The sequence below is a fragment of the Bacillus nitroreducens genome, assembly GCF_964021195.1.
Genome location: NZ_CAXHYI020000003.1, coordinates 937,604 through 955,503 on the forward strand (window position 1 = coordinate 937,604; position 17,900 = coordinate 955,503).

19 protein-coding genes and 1 other annotated feature (1 of these 20 cut by a window edge) are annotated in these 17,900 nt (G+C 38.3%); all 19 genes read right to left on the reverse strand.

Annotated features, from left to right (window positions below):
- Window positions 1-32: a sequence feature (ribosomal protein L10 leader region), on the reverse strand; it reaches 100 nt to the left of the window's first position.
- Window positions 33-93: 61 nt separating this feature from the next.
- Window positions 94-783, reverse strand: coding sequence for a 50S ribosomal protein L1 (gene rplA, locus ACWPVE_RS08480; protein WP_453992457.1), 690 nt, complete (start codon window positions 781-783; stop codon window positions 94-96).
- Between the two features lie 159 nt (window positions 784-942).
- A complete protein-coding gene (rplK, locus tag ACWPVE_RS08485; protein ID WP_058000113.1) occupies window positions 943-1,368 on the reverse strand; it encodes a 50S ribosomal protein L11 in 426 nt (141 codons plus the stop codon).
- Window positions 1,369-1,789: 421 nt separating this feature from the next.
- Window positions 1,790-2,323 carry a transcription termination/antitermination protein NusG gene (nusG, locus tag ACWPVE_RS08490; RefSeq protein ID WP_453992459.1) on the reverse strand — a complete coding sequence of 178 codons (534 nt, stop codon included), beginning with the start codon at window positions 2,321-2,323 and terminating at the stop codon, window positions 1,790-1,792.
- 221 nt (window positions 2,324-2,544) lie between these two features.
- The gene (secE, locus tag ACWPVE_RS08495; protein WP_453992461.1) at window positions 2,545-2,727 is read right to left on the reverse strand and encodes a preprotein translocase subunit SecE; all 183 of its coding nucleotides are present in this window, start codon (window positions 2,725-2,727) and stop codon (window positions 2,545-2,547) included.
- A 38-nt stretch (window positions 2,728-2,765) separates the two neighbouring features.
- Window positions 2,766-2,912: a 50S ribosomal protein L33 gene (gene rpmG / locus ACWPVE_RS08500; RefSeq protein ID WP_453992463.1), complete on the reverse strand. Its 147-nt coding sequence runs from the start codon at window positions 2,910-2,912 to the stop codon at window positions 2,766-2,768.
- Between the two features lie 131 nt (window positions 2,913-3,043).
- On the reverse strand, window positions 3,044-3,697 hold the full coding sequence (sigH, locus tag ACWPVE_RS08505) for an RNA polymerase sporulation sigma factor SigH (protein ID WP_453992465.1): 654 nt from the start codon (window positions 3,695-3,697) through the stop codon (window positions 3,044-3,046).
- Window positions 3,698-3,825: 128 nt separating this feature from the next.
- Entirely contained in the window at window positions 3,826-4,335 is a 510-nt protein-coding gene (locus ACWPVE_RS08510) for an NYN domain-containing protein (protein WP_453992467.1), read from the reverse strand.
- Window positions 4,336-4,340: 5 nt separating this feature from the next.
- On the reverse strand, window positions 4,341-5,084 hold the full coding sequence (gene rlmB, locus ACWPVE_RS08515; RefSeq protein WP_453992469.1) for a 23S rRNA (guanosine(2251)-2'-O)-methyltransferase RlmB: 744 nt from the start codon (window positions 5,082-5,084) through the stop codon (window positions 4,341-4,343).
- Between the two features lie 17 nt (window positions 5,085-5,101).
- Complete coding sequence (locus tag ACWPVE_RS08520) at window positions 5,102-5,509, reverse strand: Mini-ribonuclease 3 (RefSeq protein ID WP_453992471.1); 408 nt, start codon at window positions 5,507-5,509, stop codon at window positions 5,102-5,104.
- Window positions 5,510-5,512: 3 nt separating this feature from the next.
- Window positions 5,513-6,910, reverse strand: a complete 1,398-nt coding sequence (gene cysS / locus ACWPVE_RS08525; protein WP_453992473.1) for a cysteine--tRNA ligase — start codon at window positions 6,908-6,910, stop codon at window positions 5,513-5,515.
- Window positions 6,891-7,547, reverse strand: coding sequence for a serine O-acetyltransferase EpsC (epsC, locus tag ACWPVE_RS08530; protein ID WP_453997423.1), 657 nt, complete (start codon window positions 7,545-7,547; stop codon window positions 6,891-6,893). The genes cysS and epsC overlap by 20 nt, the downstream gene beginning before the upstream one ends.
- A 544-nt stretch (window positions 7,548-8,091) precedes the next feature.
- Window positions 8,092-9,549 (reverse strand): glutamate--tRNA ligase, encoded by a 1,458-nt coding sequence (gene gltX, locus ACWPVE_RS08535; RefSeq protein WP_453992475.1) that lies wholly within the window; start codon window positions 9,547-9,549, stop codon window positions 8,092-8,094.
- A gap of 71 nt (window positions 9,550-9,620) precedes the next feature.
- Window positions 9,621-10,103, reverse strand: coding sequence for a 2-C-methyl-D-erythritol 2,4-cyclodiphosphate synthase (gene ispF / locus ACWPVE_RS08540; protein WP_453992477.1), 483 nt, complete (start codon window positions 10,101-10,103; stop codon window positions 9,621-9,623).
- Between the two features lie 156 nt (window positions 10,104-10,259).
- Window positions 10,260-10,946: a 2-C-methyl-D-erythritol 4-phosphate cytidylyltransferase gene (ispD, locus tag ACWPVE_RS08545; protein ID WP_453992478.1), complete on the reverse strand. Its 687-nt coding sequence runs from the start codon at window positions 10,944-10,946 to the stop codon at window positions 10,260-10,262.
- A gap of 19 nt (window positions 10,947-10,965) precedes the next feature.
- A complete protein-coding gene (locus tag ACWPVE_RS08550; protein WP_453992480.1) occupies window positions 10,966-12,057 on the reverse strand; it encodes a PIN domain-containing protein in 1,092 nt (363 codons plus the stop codon).
- 239 nt (window positions 12,058-12,296) lie between these two features.
- Complete coding sequence (gene radA, locus ACWPVE_RS08555; protein WP_453992482.1) at window positions 12,297-13,667, reverse strand: DNA repair protein RadA; 1,371 nt, start codon at window positions 13,665-13,667, stop codon at window positions 12,297-12,299.
- 91 nt (window positions 13,668-13,758) lie between these two features.
- Window positions 13,759-16,203 (reverse strand): ATP-dependent protease ATP-binding subunit ClpC, encoded by a 2,445-nt coding sequence (gene clpC / locus ACWPVE_RS08560; protein WP_453992484.1) that lies wholly within the window; start codon window positions 16,201-16,203, stop codon window positions 13,759-13,761.
- Window positions 16,200-17,297: a protein arginine kinase gene (locus tag ACWPVE_RS08565; protein ID WP_453992486.1), complete on the reverse strand. Its 1,098-nt coding sequence runs from the start codon at window positions 17,295-17,297 to the stop codon at window positions 16,200-16,202. Before ACWPVE_RS08565 ends, clpC begins: the two co-directional genes overlap by 4 nt.
- Before the next feature lie 3 nt (window positions 17,298-17,300).
- Window positions 17,301-17,846 (reverse strand): UvrB/UvrC motif-containing protein, encoded by a 546-nt coding sequence (locus ACWPVE_RS08570; protein ID WP_453992488.1) that lies wholly within the window; start codon window positions 17,844-17,846, stop codon window positions 17,301-17,303.
- Window positions 17,847-17,900 lie beyond the last annotated feature (54 nt).

Sequence of the window (17,900 nt, forward strand, 5' to 3'; positions counted from 1 at the left end):
CCTACTGTCTACGGTACAAATGTATTCATTTATTAACAACAGAATTTATTATATGAAATGCTATCGCAAAAGTCAATAACCACTATATTCCAATTAGAATGTAGAAGCGTCAACTTTTACGCCAGGTCCCATTGTAGATGATACAGCAATGTTCTTCATGTAAGTACCTTTTGCTGCAGATGGTTTAACCTTTAGCATAGTCTCATAAATAGTAGTGAAGTTCTCAACTAGTTTTTGATCATCAAATGAGATCTTACCAATTGGAACATGGATGTTAGCAGATTTGTCAACGCGGTATTCAACTTTACCAGCTTTGATTTCATTTACTGCTTTCGTTACGTCAAAAGTAACAGTTCCTGTTTTAGGGTTTGGCATTAAACCTTTAGGTCCTAATACACGACCAAGCTTCCCAACTTCCCCCATCATATCAGGAGTTGCCACGATTACATCAAACTCAAACCAACCTTGGTTGATTTTGTTGATGAACTCGCTATCGCCAACATAGTCAGCTCCAGCAGCTTCTGCTTCTTTTGCTTTTTCACCTTTAGCGAAAACTAATACACGTTGAGTTTTACCAGTACCATGTGGTAGAACAACTGCACCACGAATTTGTTGGTCAGCTTTCTTAGGGTCAACTCCTAAACGAAATGCAACTTCAACTGTTGCATCAAATTTAGCTGTGCTTGTTTTCTTTACAAGTTCAATTGCTTCTGCAACTGAATAAGCTTTTGTACGGTCTACTAATTTAGCAGCTTCAACGTACTTTTTACCTCTTTTTGCCATTATTATTTCCTCCTCAATTGTGGTTTTAACGGAATAACCTCCCACGTCTAGCAACAGTAATCATACTGATAACTGGCGCTGGACAGAACAAAGGTTGCGAACGAAAGACAGAAATGTTCCATCCGCAACCCCTAAAAACATCTTTGTAACAAATTGGAATTAGTCTTCGATCGTAATTCCCATGCTACGAGCAGTACCTTCAACCATACGCATTGCAGATTCAACGCTTGCTGCATTTAAATCAGGCATTTTTGTTTCTGCAATCTCGCGTACTTTATCACGCTTAACTGTTGCAACTTTATTACGGTTAGGTTCACCAGAACCAGACTCAATACCAGCTGCTTTCTTTAATAGAACTGCAGCAGGAGGAGTTTTAGTAATAAATGTAAATGAACGATCTTCATAAACTGTGATTACAACAGGAATAATTAAACCAGCTTGTTCTGCTGTACGAGCATTGAACTCCTTACAGAATCCCATGATGTTAACACCTGCTTGACCTAGTGCTGGCCCAACTGGTGGTGCTGGGTTTGCTTTACCCGCTGGAATTTGTAATTTTACCTCTTTAATTACTTTTTTAGCCACGAGACACACCTCCTTAAAGTCCGTGATGTGGTAATAGGGATTTCCCCTCCCACTCATCTATTCTTTATATATCAATAAAGAACGTTAGCATAGCTAGTCTCTATGTTCTTTCGAGACATACTGACCTATGCAATATTACCACTTTTGGATTACAATATCAAGTTTTTCTTAAACTTTTTTGTCCAGCCTCAGCGCCTAACCCCTCGAAGTCATAAACCAATCCGTCAAGAAGGATAAAATGCATCCTTCTCGCCAGCTTTTCGTTTGCTTGTCGGACTCGCACAGGGCAAGGAATGCTTCGCCACATCATTCCACGAAGAAAATGCAAAGCATTTTCGAGGATGTGCTGACGTCCATGTTTGCCACAGGTCGTGGCGGACTTTAGTGGACGTTCAACTAATTAGCACTTCAGCATTTCGGTCTAGATTTTTTCAATTTGTGTAAAATCAAGTTCAACTGGCGTTTCACGACCAAACATGTTTACTAGAACCTTTACTTTTTGTTTATCTGCGTCGATATCCTCGATCGCACCTGTAAAGTTAGTAAACGGACCTTCCTTAACACGAACCGTTTCTTTTAGTTCAAAATCAATCTCGATTGGTCTTTCATCCATACCCATTTGCTTAAGCAGGAAGGTAACCTCTTCTGGCAATAGTGGAGTTGGTTTTGATCCATGACCTGCTGAACCTACAAAACCTGTAACTCCTGGAGTATTGCGTACAACATACCATGAATCGTCTGTCATAATGATTTCAACTAATACATAACCTGGGAATACTTTCTTTTTTACAACTTTCTTCTTACCGTTCTTAATTTCTGTTTCTTCTTCCTCTGGCACAATCACACGGAAGATTTTATCCTGCATACCCATTGATTCGACACGTTTTTCTAAGTTTGCTTTTACTTTATTTTCATACCCTGAATACGTATGAACAACATACCAGTTCTTTTCCATTAGTTAGGACGCTTGTCCTTCCCTCCCTTTGATTAGAAGCCTTACTATCCATTGTAGACTCTACTAATTAATTATATGAGTTAGATAGGTTTTACCTTTTAATTTGGATTAAAATATAGGCTTAGTATTCGATTTTTTGCAATTAAAAAAACCCGTTCCCGGGCTTTTTGATGATGCTTCATTTATTCTCTATCCATCATTATACCATGAGTGGACTGTGTTTATTCAAGTACTAATCGAATTAATTCTGAAATCCCTAAGTCAACAACAGCAAAAAATACAGATACAAAGACTACTGTTACTAAAGTAACAATTGTATAGCGTGTTAATTCCTTTCTCTTAGGCCAGCTTGTTTTCTTCATTTCTCGAGCTACTTCACGAAAAAACTTGGTTATGCGATTCATCCATGTAACCTCCAACTTTGTAAAAGACACTCTGCAATCTATTTTGTTTCCCGATGATTTGAATGGGAATTGCAATTCTTACAAAACTTTTTCATTTCAAGCCGTTCAGTTGAAGAAGTATTCTTCATGGTGGAATAATTTCTACTACCACATTCCACACAGGCTAAAATTACCTTTTTTCGCATTTTATCACCTTCCATGTAAAACGCTATACCATACTATGAAAAAAGTCTCAATTTCCTTAAAAATGTAACACAGGCTTGATTTATATGTCAATACTAGCTCCAAGCTAGTACATATCATTATATATAGGTATCTAAAATTTGATCTCTTGAATCTCCAAATATCTTTCTAATTTCCGTTTTACACGCTGGAGAGCATTATCAATTGATTTTACATGGCGATTTAAATCCTCTGAGATCTCTTGATAGGACCTTCCGTCTAGATATAAGGACAATACCTTACGTTCCAAATCACTTAATAACTCTGCCATTTTTAATTCGATATCATCAAATTTTTCTCTGTTGATAATTAATTCCTCAGGATCCAATATCTTTGCTCCCGATATTACATCCATTAATGTACGGTCAGATTCCTCATCGTATATCGGCTTGTCCAACGAAACATAAGAGTTAAGAGGAATATGTTTTTGTCTTGTAGCCGTTTTAATCGCAGTAATAATTTGACGTGTTATACAAAGTTCTGCAAACGCTTTAAAGGAAGAAAGCTTGTCCTCCTTAAAATCGCGAATTGCTTTATATAACCCGATCATGCCCTCTTGAACAATATCTTCACGATCTGCTCCAATTAAAAAGTACGACCGGGCTTTTGCACGCACAAAATTTTTATACTTATTGATTAAATAGTCCAATGCCTCACTTTCTCCAGCATGGACTAATTCCACGACTTCCTCGTCCTCTAGTCGGTCATAATATAACCTGTTGCCATAATCATCGAAGCTTGAACTCACACCGATCCCTCCGACCCACCTAAGAAGTGTTTACTAACAAAAATAGCTAATTTGCATGAGTAGATAATGTTCATAAAATTCTTTATCTAGAAATATTATACAGGAGGACTTTTCCAAGCGTCAACCGCTCATCGCTTTCCTCGTCGCCATTTTTCAAATATTTCTGCAATTTCATCTGAAATTGGAATCTTTGCTACACTTTTTTCTTGATAGGTTGTTTTGACGTCTTTTTGAATTCCTGACTCCACTACTTCCATCTCGGTTAATAGTTCTCTGGCAGATTTTCGTAAAGCACCTTGTCCGAAAATCTGCCATTGTTCAGTATAATCCGAAGTTGCTACATGAATGGTTGTCTTAATATTGCTCAATTGTTTCGCAAGTTTTTCGATTCGTTCATCGGCCGTTTCATTTTCACGAGTAAATATGACTTCGACCTTTCGACTTTTCGTTTTCTTCTCTATTCCTGGTACGAGGTGTGCATCAAATACGATAATCACCTTATATCCTGTATACGCCTGATATTCAGCCATTTTTTCAATTAATAAATCACGCGCTGCTGAAAAGTCCTGTGTTTTAAGAAGACGTAGTTCTGGCCATGCACCAATGATGTTGTAGCCATCTACCAGCAGGATATCCATTTGTATTATTCTCCTAACGGATTCCGCTTACGATATACCTCATACATTAGTAGGCTTGCAGCAACAGAGGCATTTAACGAAGTTACTTTCCCTTGCATGGGCAAGCGTAATAGAAAATCACACTTTTCCTTTACAAGGCGACCCATGCCTCTTCCCTCACTGCCAATTACTAACCCTATCGGCATTTTACCATCGACATTTCGATAATCCTCTTTTCCCTTTGCATCTGTTCCAACAATCCATACACCACGGTCCTTAAGTTCATCAATTGTTCTAGCGAGGTTTGTTACCCGTGCAACTGGTATATATTCAATAGCACCCGTTGAAGCTTTTGCGACGGTTGCAGTTAAACCGACTGCCCTTCGTTTGGGAATGATAACACCATGTGCTCCAACTGCATCTGCTGTACGGAGAATGGAACCAAGATTATGTGGGTCCTCTAATTCATCCAGCAAAATAATAAATGGGGCTTCATTTCGTTTAATTGCTGCTTCAAAAATATCATCCACTTGCGCATACTCATAGGCTGCAACCTGCGCAACTACCCCCTGATGATTCCCTTCAACCATTTGATCTATTTTCTTTTTAGGAACAAATTGAACTAGTACATTCCCTTCTTTTGCAAGAGAAGTTATCTGATTCATTTGTCCTCTGTTAGAACCTTCAGCAATCCAGATTTTATTGATATCCCGCTCTGACTTTAATGCTTCAATCACAGGATTCTTTCCAATAATAAAATCACTAGTCATCTGTTTTTCCTCCTTTCTTAGGATTCGATGATTTGAAATACTCTTTCAATGATCGAATGAATTCTATCTCTGTCATTTTGTAAAAAGTGATAGCCTAATAATGCTTCAAACGCTGTACTGTATCGGTATGTCTGGACATCTGTATTTTTAGGAACGGTACCACTCTTTGCATTGCGTCCCCTTCTAATTACAGCTTGTTCCTCTTCGGTAAAAAATCCATCATCAAGCATCTGGTGGATTACAGCAGATTGCGCTTTGGCAGAAACATACCGCTTCGCTTGATTGTGAAGTTGATTCGGCCTGACACTCCCTTTTTGTAAAAGGTAATGCCGTACATACATTTCATACACGGCATCACCCATATAGGCTAGTGCTAGACTATTTAATTGTTGGCTATCAATTTGACTTTCAGTAAAAAACGTCATCGATTATCCTCTTTTCCATCTCGTACCTTGAGGAGTGTCTTCTAGAATGATATTCATTGCTTTTAATTGGTCTCTGATTTGATCAGATAAAGCAAAGTCACGATCTTTCCTTGCTTGATTTCGTTTCGCAATAAGTTCTTCAATTTCCTCATCTAGTAATTGTTCTTCTTCTAATTTTAGCCCGAGCACATCGAACAGCACTTCAAATTCTTGTAAAAAGGCTTGGATGACTTTTTCTGACGTGTTTTTTTCCTGTAAGTAATAGTTCGCTTGTTTTGATAACTCAAACAACACAGAGATTGCATTTGCCGTATTAAAATCATCATCCATTGCTTCAATAAAGTCTTTTCTAAAAGCCGATACTTTTTCGAGCCATGTTTCTTCATTGTTCGTTAAGTTTGTACTGCTTCGAACACGATGCTTTAGATTTGCATAGGAAGTACGTAGTCGTTCCAATGCATTCTTTGTACTATCAAGCAATTCAAGATTATAGTTAATCGGATGGCGATAATGGACAGATAGCATAAAAAAGCGTAATACCTGTGGATCGATATCTTTAATGATATCGTGAACCAAGACAAAGTTCCCAAGAGATTTTGACATTTTTTCATTATCAATATTAATATAGCCATTATGCATCCAATAATTTGCAAATGTTTTTCCGCTTAAGCCTTCAGATTGTGCTATTTCATTTTCGTGGTGCGGGAATGCCAAGTCTTGCCCACCTGCGTGAATATCAATCGTCTCGCCCAAATACCTTTTGGCCATCGCCGAGCACTCAATATGCCAACCAGGACGACCATTTCCCCATGGGCTCTCCCAAAAAATCTCACCAGGTTTTGCACTCTTCCATAAGACAAAGTCAAGGGCATCTTGCTTTTTTTCTCCCACTTCAATCCTCGCACCTAGACGCAGTTCATCAATTGACTGGTGAGAAAGCTTTCCGTAATCTTTAAATGCTCTAGTACGATAGTAAACATCACCTTTAGATTCATAGGCATATCCTTTTTCAATGAGAGCTTGGATAAAATCGATTATATCATCCATATTTTCTGTCACTCTTGGGTGCACATCCGCCTTTTTACATCCTAATGCAGAAACATCTTCATGGTATGCCTTGATAAATCGCTCCGCTACTGTTGGAACGTCTACACCTAACTCATTTGCTGCTTTAATTAATTTATCATCCACATCCGTGAAGTTTGATACAAAGTTCACATCATATCCTCTAAACTCAAAGTAACGGCGTACTGTATCAAATACGATAGCAGGTCGAGCATTTCCAATATGGATATAGTTATAGACAGTCGGACCGCATACATACATTTTTACTTTATTTTCTTCTAGAGGTATGAACTCTTCCTTTTTTCTTGTTAACGTATTATATATGTGAATCGACATTATTTTTTACTCCTTCCTTTTGTTGAATTTCCTCTTTCAATCTTTTGATTTCATTTTCTAACTCTCTAATTTTATCTAAAATCGGATCTGGTAAATCCTGATGATTTAAATCCTTGCTATTTCGAACTTTAACACCATCTTGGATGACGACTCTACCTGGGATCCCAACAACAGTTGAATTGGGAGGAACATCCTGTAGAACAACCGAACCCGCTCCCACCTTTGAATTCTCTCCAATTGTAATGGATCCTAACACTTTTGCTCCTGTTGCAATTAAGGCATTGTCTTTAATCGTCGGGTGTCGCTTCCCTTTTTCTTTTCCTGTTCCACCGAGTGTAACCCCTTGAAACACGGTTACATTATTTCCAATTTCACACGTTTCACCAATTACTACACCCATTCCATGGTCGATAAAAAAGCGACGACCTATCTGAGCGCCTGGATGAATTTCTATTCCCGTAAAAAAGCGACTTATTTGGGAGACCACTCTTGCTAAGAAGAATAGTTTTCGTTTGTAAAGAAAATGTGCAATATGATGGGCCCAAATCGCATGCAATCCTGAAGAGGTGATCATTACCTCAAGATGATTTCGAGCTGCAGGGTCCTGTTCGAAAACAACTTCGATGTCCTCTTTCATTCGTTTAAACACGTTCAACCCTCCTTGAATATAAAGCCCTAGGCACTCCCTCTTACTTGACACCAGCTGCACGGAGCCATACATCATTTACTCAAAATAAAAAAGCGTCCCTGTGTCATTAACACAGAGACGCTTTAATTGCGCGGTTCCACTCTGTTTAGGCAATGAAAATGTCATTACCTCAACTTAATCTCGTAACGGTGAGACGCCGCCTTTATCTACTACAAGATGTTTAAAAAGGTTCACTGAAAAATGAAACATCGAAAGAAGAAACTCAACCAAAGCGAAACAACATGTGACGTTTGGCCGACGCACTCCCTTTTCGTTTTCCGTTTTAAACATATAAAATGGTTCGATAAAAGACTCAAAGGTGCATTTCAATAAGCATTTTCCTTAAACCACTTTCAGCCGGTGATGGTTCTCTCTGTTCGTATTTACTCGTGAAGCAAATACTTGAAGGTCAATTACTTATTTACTCTCCTTCTCAACACTTTAACATATTAACTATTTATTAAATATACTATATTACATTTTCATCAAGATGTTAACCAATTAAACTCTTAAGACGAGAAATAATTTTTTCTTTTCCTAAAAGGTGAATTGCCTGTGGTAAATCAGGACCATGAACTTGACCAGTTGAAGCTACACGAATAGGCATGAATAGATTTTTTCCCTTTTGACCAGTGCCTTTCTGAACTGCTTTAATGGCCGCTTTAATGTCAGCTGCTTCAAATGTTTCAAGACCTTCAAGCTCTTGTAAAAATGCTGTTAATACTAGTGGCACCTGTTCACCAGCAAGAACTTCTTTGGCATCTTCTTCAATTTCTAATTCATCCTTAAAGAATAAGTCTGTCAGTTCAACAATCTCTGCCCCATAACTCATCTTTTCCTGATGAAGTGCAATTAGGTCGCGAGCCCACTGCATTTGGACATCACTTAATGGCTCACTTAATTTCCCTGCCTTGATTAAGTGTGGCAGTGCTAATTCAACCAGACGATCAAGCTCGATATGTTTCATATATTGATTGTTCATCCAAGTTAGCTTTTGTGTGTCAAATACAGCTGGTGATTTTGATAGCCGTTTCGTATCAAATATTTCAATGAATTCATCTTTCGTATGGATTTCTTCTTCTCCACCAGGTGACCACCCTAATAACGCAATGAAATTAAATAAAGCTTCAGGCAGATAACCTAGCTCCTCATATTGTTCAATAAATTGAATAATAGATTCGTCACGCTTACTGAGCTTTTTACGGTTTTCATTGACAATCAAGGTCATATGTCCAAATGTCGGAATGTCCCAGTTAAATGCTTCATAGATCATCATTTGTTTTGGCGTATTTGATATATGATCTTCCCCACGTAGTACATGAGAGATCTCCATCAAATGATCATCAATGGCTACTGCGAAGTTATAGGTTGGAGTTCCATCCTTTTTCACAATAACGAAATCGCCCATTCCTTCTGATTCAAAAGAGATTTCACCTTTAACCATATCGTTGAATGTATAGACTTTTCCTTCTGGCACCTTAAAACGAATGCTAGGTTGTCTTCCCTCTTTTTCGAGATCCTCTTGCTGATTACTCGTTAAGTGGCGGCATTTTCCCGAATATTGCGGTGTCTCGCCGCGTTCTATCTGTTCTTCGCGCTCTTTTTCAATTTCTTCTTCCGTACAATAGCATTTATAAGCAAGTCCCTTTTCAAGCAATTCAGAGTAATGTTTCTCATAAATCGCATTACGCTCTGATTGGCGGTAAGGTCCATACTCTCCACCTACATCCGTACTTTCGTCCCAATCAATTCCAAGCCATTTTAAATACTTAAGTTGGCTTTCTTCGCCGCCTTCAATATTTCGCTTTTTATCTGTATCCTCAATTCGAATGATAAATTTTCCGTTTTGATTTCTTGCAAATAAATAGTTAAATAATGCAGTTCTTGCGTTACCAATATGTAAATGTCCTGTTGGACTTGGTGCATAACGCACACGTACGCTATTCGACATATATATACCCTCCGTTACGATGATAAGTTTCATTGGTATATTTTACACCATTTTGATTCCTATCTTCCTTTTTATTGATTCGCTTTTATTAATAATACCGTTGCTTGTGCTGCAATTCCCTCTCCTCGACCAGTAAAGCCTAATTTCTCAGTTGTTGTGGCTTTCACATTGACCTGTGAAGGTTCTGCTTCTAACAATTCAGCGATCCGTGATTTGATTTGCTCAATATAAGGAGCCATTTTCGGTTTTTGAGCGATAATCGTACAGTCAATATTACCAAGTTTATAACCCTTTTCCTTTACCAAGCCCCAAACATGTTGCTGAAGTTTTGCAGAATCAGCATCCTTAAAATTAGGATCTGTATCTGGAAAATGCTTACCAATGTCTCCTTCACCGATTGCACCTAAACATGCATCAGATACAGTGTGGAGCAAAACGTCCGCATCTGAATGTCCTTCTAGTCCTTTTTCATATGGTATGGTAATTCCACCTATAATTAACGGGCGACCCTCCACCAATTGGTGAACGTCAAAGCCCTGTCCAATACGAAACACAGGTTATCCCCCTTTATAAATATGGCTTTTTCATAAACTTTGTTGTTTTTATACGGTTGACTTGCACTCTTTATCAAAAACAACAATCCTTAAGAAAAGTTCTTGCATTTAAATCATATTTTGTTGTCTGATTCCAGGCAACTTACACGTTTCAATTTAGCTTGTCCAGTTATGTAGAATAGCTTCAGCAAAAACTAAATCGTCTGGAGTTGTCAGTTTGATATTTAAGTAACTACCTTTAACAATATAAACTTGTTTCGGGATTCTTTCAACGAGACTTGCTTCATCAGTACCGAGGAAATTATCTTTTCTAGCCAATTCGTGCGCCTCCTGCAAGATAGAAACATGAAAAGCTTGTGGGGTTTGGATAGCCCACAAGCTAGAACGTTCAACTGTTTCTTCCACATATAGATCACTGGAGGCTCGTTTAATTGTATCCTTTACTGGAACGGCTAATACAGCTGCTCCTTTATCCGTTGCCACTTTGATTAACTCGTGAACATTCTCTTGTTTCAAAAAAGGTCTGGCACCATCATGAACTAACACAATATCCGTATTCTTGACTTCTTGTAAGCCATTATAGACACTATGCTGCCGCTCACTGCCACCTTGCACAAAAGAAATAATCTTTTTGATATTATAAGTTTGGATCAACTTTTCAAAGATTTGTTGTTCGTCTTTGTTAATCACAAGGATGACACCCGAACACAATGGGTCGTTTTCAAAAACCCGTAATGTATGAATAATAACTGGTATTGATTTCAATTCAATGAACTGTTTATTCCTTCCTGCGTTCATTCTTTTTCCTTGTCCTGCCGCAGGAATTACAACCTGATACTTCAACGTCGTTGCGCTCCTATCTCTATAAAGCTTTCTCAAGCAACTTAGGTTTTGCAAAAATCATTCGTCCCGCTGATGTTTGCAACACACTCGTTACAAGAACATCAATACGTTTACCTATATAGTCGCGTCCTTCTTCGACCACAATCATCGTGCCATCATCCAAATAAGCGACACCTTGATTATGCTCTTTTCCATCCTTAATGACTTGCACACTTAACTCTTCCCCTGGTAGTACAACTGGCTTTACAGCATTTGCAAGGTCATTAATATTTAATACCGCTACATTCTGTAACTCACATACTTTATTGAGGTTAAAATCATTCGTCACGACTACACCCATCGTTAATTTTGCAAGCTTCACCAACTTACTATCAACCTCTTGAATATCATCAAAGTCTCCTTCGTAAATTTCAACCTTGATAGATAATTCCTTTTGGATTCGATTTAATATATCAAGACCTCGTCTACCTCGGTTTCGCTTTAGCACATCTGAAGAGTCTGCAATATGTTGAAGTTCCTCTAAAACAAACCGTGGAATCACAATCGTCCCTTCAAGAAATCCTGTTTGGCATATATCTGCAATACGTCCATCAATAATAACACTCGTATCTAAAATCTTTAATTTTTTGGCTTGTGAGGTTACTTCCTCTTCCTCAATGCCCTTTTTCTTGCCTGCTCGGTTAATAGAGAATAAGTTGATCAGCTCATCCCGCTTTTTGAATCCAACCTGAAACCCTAAATAACCTAAAAGCAAAGTTATAAAAATAGGAAGCACTGTATTAACAACTGAAAATGAAATACGGTCTAATGGAATCACTATTAAAAACGCAACAATTAAACCAGTAATTAACCCTATGCTTCCAAACAATACATCTGTAACAGGAGCTTTGACCAATGACTCTTCCAGCCATTTTATTAAACCTACGATATAATCTACTAACCAAAAAGTAACAATAAATAATATGATAGCACCTAAAATCGCAAGCGTATATGAGTTATTTAGATATGGAATATTTTCAATATTTAGCAGCTCAAGTAAGTCTGGTAGATAAACAATCCCAAGCATACCTCCGACAATTAGAAAAAATAGCTGCACAATACGTTTTAACATTCCTTCACCTCCTCCTATTCATTATAAACACTTTATAATAATTGAAACCTACAATAAATAGCTTTTTAAAAATGTAAACATAATGACATAGATGTGTAAAACGATACTTATATATTATTTTTAAAACACTGAAAAAATATTACTGTTGTGGTGAAATATTTTTAAAAATAATCGGACTGGCCATCGTTTTCCACAATTACTATACGTATAAAGGATAAGAAATGTTTCATTATTTAAGATTATTTTCCTAATGTATGTTGAATGGCTTGCCTAATATCACTGACACCAATGACTTCAATACCCTTTGGGATTGTCCACCCTCCAAGATTTCGCTCAGGAAGAATAACTCGCTTAAATCCAAGTTTAGCTGCTTCCTGGACCCGCTGCTCAATCCGCGAAACTCGTCTTATCTCCCCCGTTAAACCAACCTCGCCAATGATAATATCTGCTGGATTTGTCGGTTGGTCCCTAAAGCTTGAGGCGATACTTAATGCAACTGCCAAGTCAATCGCTGGTTCATCCAATTTCACACCACCAGCAACCTTTAAATAGGCATCTTGATTCTGCAAGAGAAATCCCGCCCTTTTCTCTAATACTGCCATTAATAGTGAAACACGATTATGATCAATTCCTGTAGCCATTCGACGTGGATTTCCAAAGCTAGTTGGAGATATTAATGCTTGTATCTCAACAAGGACCGGACGTGTTCCCTCCATTGAAGCTACAACAGTGGAACCAGCAGCACCTGCAGAACGTTCCTCGAGGAAAATTTCAGAAGGATTCGCAACCTCTTCTAAACCTTTCTCTTTCATTTCAAAAATTCCCATTTCATTAGTAGACCCAAACCGGTTCTTTACAGCACGTAAAATACGGTACGTATGGTGGCGTTCCCCTTCAAAATATAAAACAGTGTCGACCATATGTTCTAAGAGACGAGGACCTGCAATGTTACCTTCTTTTGTAACATGGCCAACAATAAAAATTGCAATCCCGTTTGTCTTGGCAATTCTCATTAATTCTGCTGTACATTCTCGGACCTGTGAAACACTACCAGGAGCGGACGTAATTTCAGAGTGATAAATTGTCTGAATAGAATCAATGACAACAAATGATGGCTTTAGCTCGGTAATTGTCTGGGAAATAAATTCTAAGTCTGTCTCTGCTAACACATACAATTGATCAGATGACACCCCAAGACGATCTGCTCGTAGCTTTGTTTGCTTGACTGATTCCTCTCCGGAAATATATAATACTTTGTTTTGTTTGGCTAATTGGGAGGATACTTGCAGCAGCAAGGTCGATTTCCCTATACCTGGGTCACCACCGATAAGGACAAGAGATCCGTGTACAATGCCACCGCCAAGTACGCGATTAAATTCCTTGTTTGTTGTAAACATTCTAGGTTCATTTACTGTTTCAATTGAAGTGATTGGTGAAGGTTTGCTCTGAACTGTAGGACTTGAATGGGCGAATGCGCCTTTTCTGGTTGGTTTATGCAAGGTTTCCTCTACTAACGAATTCCAGGAACTGCATCCAGGACATTTTCCCATCCATTTTGCTGATTCATAGCCACAGGATTGACAGGTAAATTTTGTCTTCGTTTTTGCCATTACTTTAGATCCTTTCTTTTAGCAAAAAAGAGGCATACATGAATCAACTATTTAATGTATACCTCTTTTTATAATTGCATTTACATTTTTGTTATTTCACTGTTTCTTTTACTTCTTCCGTACGAACTACAAATTCTCCATTTGCATAGTCCATCACGATTTTCTTTCCTTTTTCTATATTACCTCGTAATAGCTCCTCAGACAAACGGTCTTCAATTTGTTTTTGGATGGCACGGCGTAATGGACGAGCCCCATAATCTGGGTCATACCCTTCTTCTGCAATCCGATCTTTTGCCGCCTCCGTTAACTCAAGATCGAAGTCTTGCTCTGCAAGACGCTTACTTAACTGGTCTGACATTAGGGTAACTATTTCCTTCAAATGCTTCTTCTCGAGTGAGTGGAAGACAATAATTTCATCAATACGGTTAAGGAATTCAGGACGGAATGCCTTCTTCAATTCATCCATAACCTTACTCTTCATATTTTTGTAATCTTGTTTCTCATCTTCAAGTGCGAAGCCCAAATATTTATTTCGTTTTAATGTGCTAGCCCCAACATTTGAAGTCATAATTAATATGGTATTTCTAAAATCTACTGTTCGACCCTTAGAATCAGTCAAACGTCCATCTTCAAGGACTTGAAGTAAAATATTAAACACATCTGGGTGTGCCTTCTCAATTTCATCGAGTAAGATAACAGAATATGGTTTACGACGTACCTTTTCTGTTAATTGACCACCTTCTTCATATCCTACATACCCTGGTGGTGAACCTACTAATCTAGATGTCGAGTGCTTCTCCATGTATTCCGACATATCTACACGTATCATTGCATCTTCATCACCGAAAATCGACTCAGCTAGAGCACGGGCTAATTCTGTCTTTCCGACCCCTGTCGGTCCAAGGAATATAAAGGAACCTGTTGGTCGCTTTGGATCTTTTAATCCTGCTCGTGAACGTCTTACAGCCTTTGAAACTGCTTTTACAGCTTCCTCCTGACCAATTACACGTGAATGAAGAATTTGTTCCATATTTAATAATTTATTAGCTTCAGTTTGTGCTAACTTTGAAACAGGTATTCCTGTCCAGCTTGATACGACCATTGCGATATCATCTACTGTCACTTCGGAATTCTCCTGCCCTTGTTTTTCCTTCCAGTTTTTCTTCGTTTCTTCTAATTGTTCACGAAGACGTTGTTCAGAATCTCGTAATGAAGCCGCCTTTTCAAACTCTTGACTTTGTACCGCTGCATCCTTCTCTTTGCGAACCTCTTCAAGTTTTTGCTCAAGCTCCTTTAAGTTCGGTGGGGCTGTATAAGAACGAAGACGAACTTTTGATCCAGCTTCATCAATTAAATCAATTGCTTTATCTGGTAAAAAGCGATCTGATATATAACGGTCTGAAAGTTTAACAGCTTGAACAATTGACTCATCAGAAATTGAAACTCTATGGTGAGCTTCATAACGATCACGCAATCCTTTTAATATTTGAATAGATTCCTCAACAGATGGTTCATCCACCTGGATTGGTTGGAAACGGCGCTCTAAGGCAGCATCCTTTTCAATATACTTTCTATATTCATCTAATGTCGTCGCACCAATACATTGTAACTCTCCACGAGCAAGTGATGGTTTTAAAATATTTGACGCATCAATTGCACCTTCTGCACCACCAGCACCAATTAGCGTATGAAGTTCGTCGATAAATAGAATGATATTTCCTGCTTGGCGAATTTCATCCATTACCTTTTTTAAGCGGTCTTCAAATTCTCCACGATATTTTGTACCTGCAACAACTGTTCCCATATCAAGTGTCATTACACGCTTATCACGTAGTGTTTCTGGAACTTCATTGTTTATAATTTGCTGAGCTAAACCTTCTGCAATGGCTGTTTTACCTACACCAGGTTCCCCAATTAATACTGGATTATTTTTCGTACGACGGCTAAGTACTTCAATTACACGTTGAATCTCTTTACTACGCCCAATCACTGGGTCAAGGCTTCCTTCTCTCGCGATCGCAGTTAAATCACGTGCTAAACTATCTAATGTTGGAGTATTTGCGTTTGCTGATCCCCCACCATGATGTCCTGATGATGATTCATTACTACCTAATAGCTGTAGGACTTGTTGACGTGCTTTATTAAGGCTGACACCTAAATTATTTAAGACTCTAGCTGCCACACCTTCACCTTCACGGATTAATCCAAGGAGAATATGCTCAGTTCCTACATATGAATGACCAAGCTTTCGAGCCTCATCCATTGATAATTCAATTACCTTTTTCGCTCTTGGTGTGTAATGAATTGTCTGTGACCCTTCTTGACCTCTGCCAATAAGCGCTTCTACTTCTTTTTGAATCTTTTCTGGACCTAATCCTAGGGCGAGTAGGGCCTTTGCAGCGATTCCCTCGCCTTCTCGTATAAGACCTAATAATACATGTTCAGTTCCAATATTGTTATGTCCTAATCGTACAGCTTCCTCTTGAGCTAACGCTAATACCTTTTGAGCACGCTCAGTAAATCTGCCAAACATCATAATCCATCACCCTCCATGTCAGAAGTCTTATTATTTTCAAGCTTTAATCTTTCTCGTATAATAGACGCCCTTCTAACGTCCCTTTCATTTGGCCTTAACGCCCCACCAGCATATACCTGCAAGAATCCAGGTTGAGTTAATACCATGAGTTCATTAAGGATACTTCTGGATATATCTTTTATATAGCCCAGATCAATTCCCAATCGAACGTCGGACAAACATTTTGCCGCTTCCTTCGATTCAATGATCCTACTATTAGCTAATACCCCATAAGAACGGAATACCCGATCCTCCAACTGTATGTTAGAGGTTTTCATAAGCGCTTCACGTGCAGAGCGCTCTTGTGCTATAAGTTGCGCTACCACACTCTTTAAATCTTCTACAATATCTTCTTCTGTCTTTCCAAGCGTAATTTGATTAGATATTTGAAAAATATTTCCTAACGCCTCACTGCCTTCACCGTAAATTCCTCTGACGACTAAACCAAGTTGATTAATAGCTGGAATGATGCGGCTCATTTGGTGAGTAAGAATAAGTGCTGGCAAATGCATCATCACTGAGGCACGTAGTCCAGTTCCAACATTAGTTGGGCAACTTGTTAAATATCCTCTCGATTCATCAAACGCATAGTCAACATGCTCTTCTATCCAGTCATCTAAATCATTTGCAACTTGTAAACTCTGCGATAATTGTAGTCCTGGGAATAAACATTGTATTCGAATATGATCCTCTTCATTAATCATTATGCTAACTTCTTCATTTTCTGATAAAAGACATGCTCCATACGTGGAATCCTCTGCTAAATGTGGACTAATTAAATGCTTTTCAACGAGTACCCTTTTTTGAACTGGCTGTAACTCCATCATTTTTAATAACTCTAATTTTCCTATTTTAGGAAAGCTTTTCTGTGAAAAACCGTTTTGGAACACATCCACAACTTGCTGTGCTTCTTCATTTGAGTAAACCGTAGAAAAGGGAATGTTTTTTAAGTTACGAGCAAGCCTGATCCTTGAACTTAAGACAATATCTGAATCCGGCCCTTCTTGACTCATCCATGCACATAAGGCTTGATTGATAAAATGTTCAAGAGACATCGTTTACACCTCCCCCTCTCTGTGACCACTTAACTTTTTCTCTAGAGCTCTTACGTGGTCACGAACATCTGCAGCCTTTTCAAATTCTTCTAAAGAAATATATTCCTGAAGCTTTTGCTTCAGTTGTTCAATCTCTTTTCGAATATGGAAGGTACCTCCGATTCGTTTCGGAATTTTCCCTGTATGATGTGTGTTGCCACTATGCAGTCTTTTAAGAATCGGGGTAAGATGTTTTTCAAAAGTTGGGTAACAATTCGAACAGCCGAATCGACCAACCTTTGCAAACTGTTGGAAAGTCATTTTACATTTCTCGCATTGTAAAATTTCATTTTGTTGAAATGCATTTTGCTTTGAACCTGCAAGAGGCTCAAATTGAAGAAGTCCTGCTAATAAGTTATCTATAGAAAAGCCAGATGTGCCTGGAAACATAAACATTTCACTTTTTTCATGAGCACAATGTTCACAAACATGAACCTCGGTTTTTTCGCCATTAATAATTTTTGTAAAATGTAATGTTGCTGGGCGCTGATTGCATTCTTGGCATATCATGGTTAACACCTTCCTACTTAATCAAATACGAATTGACGTATTATCGCCTGATTT

Bases quoted from the DNA above. Each gene is read 5' to 3' on its own strand.
- secE (WP_453992461.1), bottom strand. From the start codon at position 2,727: ATGAATCGCATAACCAAGTTTTTTCGTGAAGTAGCTCGAGAAATGAAG.
- ACWPVE_RS08510 (WP_453992467.1), bottom strand. From the start codon at position 4,335: ATGGATATCCTGCTGGTAGATGGCTACAACATCATTGGTGCATGGCCA.
- ACWPVE_RS08550 (WP_453992480.1), bottom strand. From the start codon at position 12,057: ATGTTAAAACGTATTGTGCAGCTATTTTTTCTAATTGTCGGAGGTATG.
- rpmG (WP_453992463.1), bottom strand. From the start codon at position 2,912: ATGCGAAAAAAGGTAATTTTAGCCTGTGTGGAATGTGGTAGTAGAAAT.
- gltX (WP_453992475.1), bottom strand. From the start codon at position 9,549: ATGTCGAATAGCGTACGTGTGCGTTATGCACCAAGTCCAACAGGACAT.
- nusG (WP_453992459.1), bottom strand. From the start codon at position 2,323: ATGGAAAAGAACTGGTATGTTGTTCATACGTATTCAGGGTATGAAAAT.
- epsC (WP_453997423.1), bottom strand. From the start codon at position 7,547: ATGAAAGAGGACATCGAAGTTGTTTTCGAACAGGACCCTGCAGCTCGA.
- ACWPVE_RS08570 (WP_453992488.1), bottom strand. From the start codon at position 17,846: ATGATATGCCAAGAATGCAATCAGCGCCCAGCAACATTACATTTTACA.
- cysS (WP_453992473.1), bottom strand. From the start codon at position 6,910: ATGTCGATTCACATATATAATACGTTAACAAGAAAAAAGGAAGAGTTC.
- rlmB (WP_453992469.1), bottom strand. From the start codon at position 5,084: ATGACTAGTGATTTTATTATTGGAAAGAATCCTGTGATTGAAGCATTA.
- ACWPVE_RS08565 (WP_453992486.1), bottom strand. From the start codon at position 17,297: ATGTCTCTTGAACATTTTATCAATCAAGCCTTATGTGCATGGATGAGT.
- ACWPVE_RS08520 (WP_453992471.1), bottom strand. From the start codon at position 5,509: ATGACGTTTTTTACTGAAAGTCAAATTGATAGCCAACAATTAAATAGT.
- clpC (WP_453992484.1), bottom strand. From the start codon at position 16,203: ATGATGTTTGGCAGATTTACTGAGCGTGCTCAAAAGGTATTAGCGTTA.
- radA (WP_453992482.1), bottom strand. From the start codon at position 13,667: ATGGCAAAAACGAAGACAAAATTTACCTGTCAATCCTGTGGCTATGAA.
- rplA (WP_453992457.1), bottom strand. From the start codon at position 783: ATGGCAAAAAGAGGTAAAAAGTACGTTGAAGCTGCTAAATTAGTAGAC.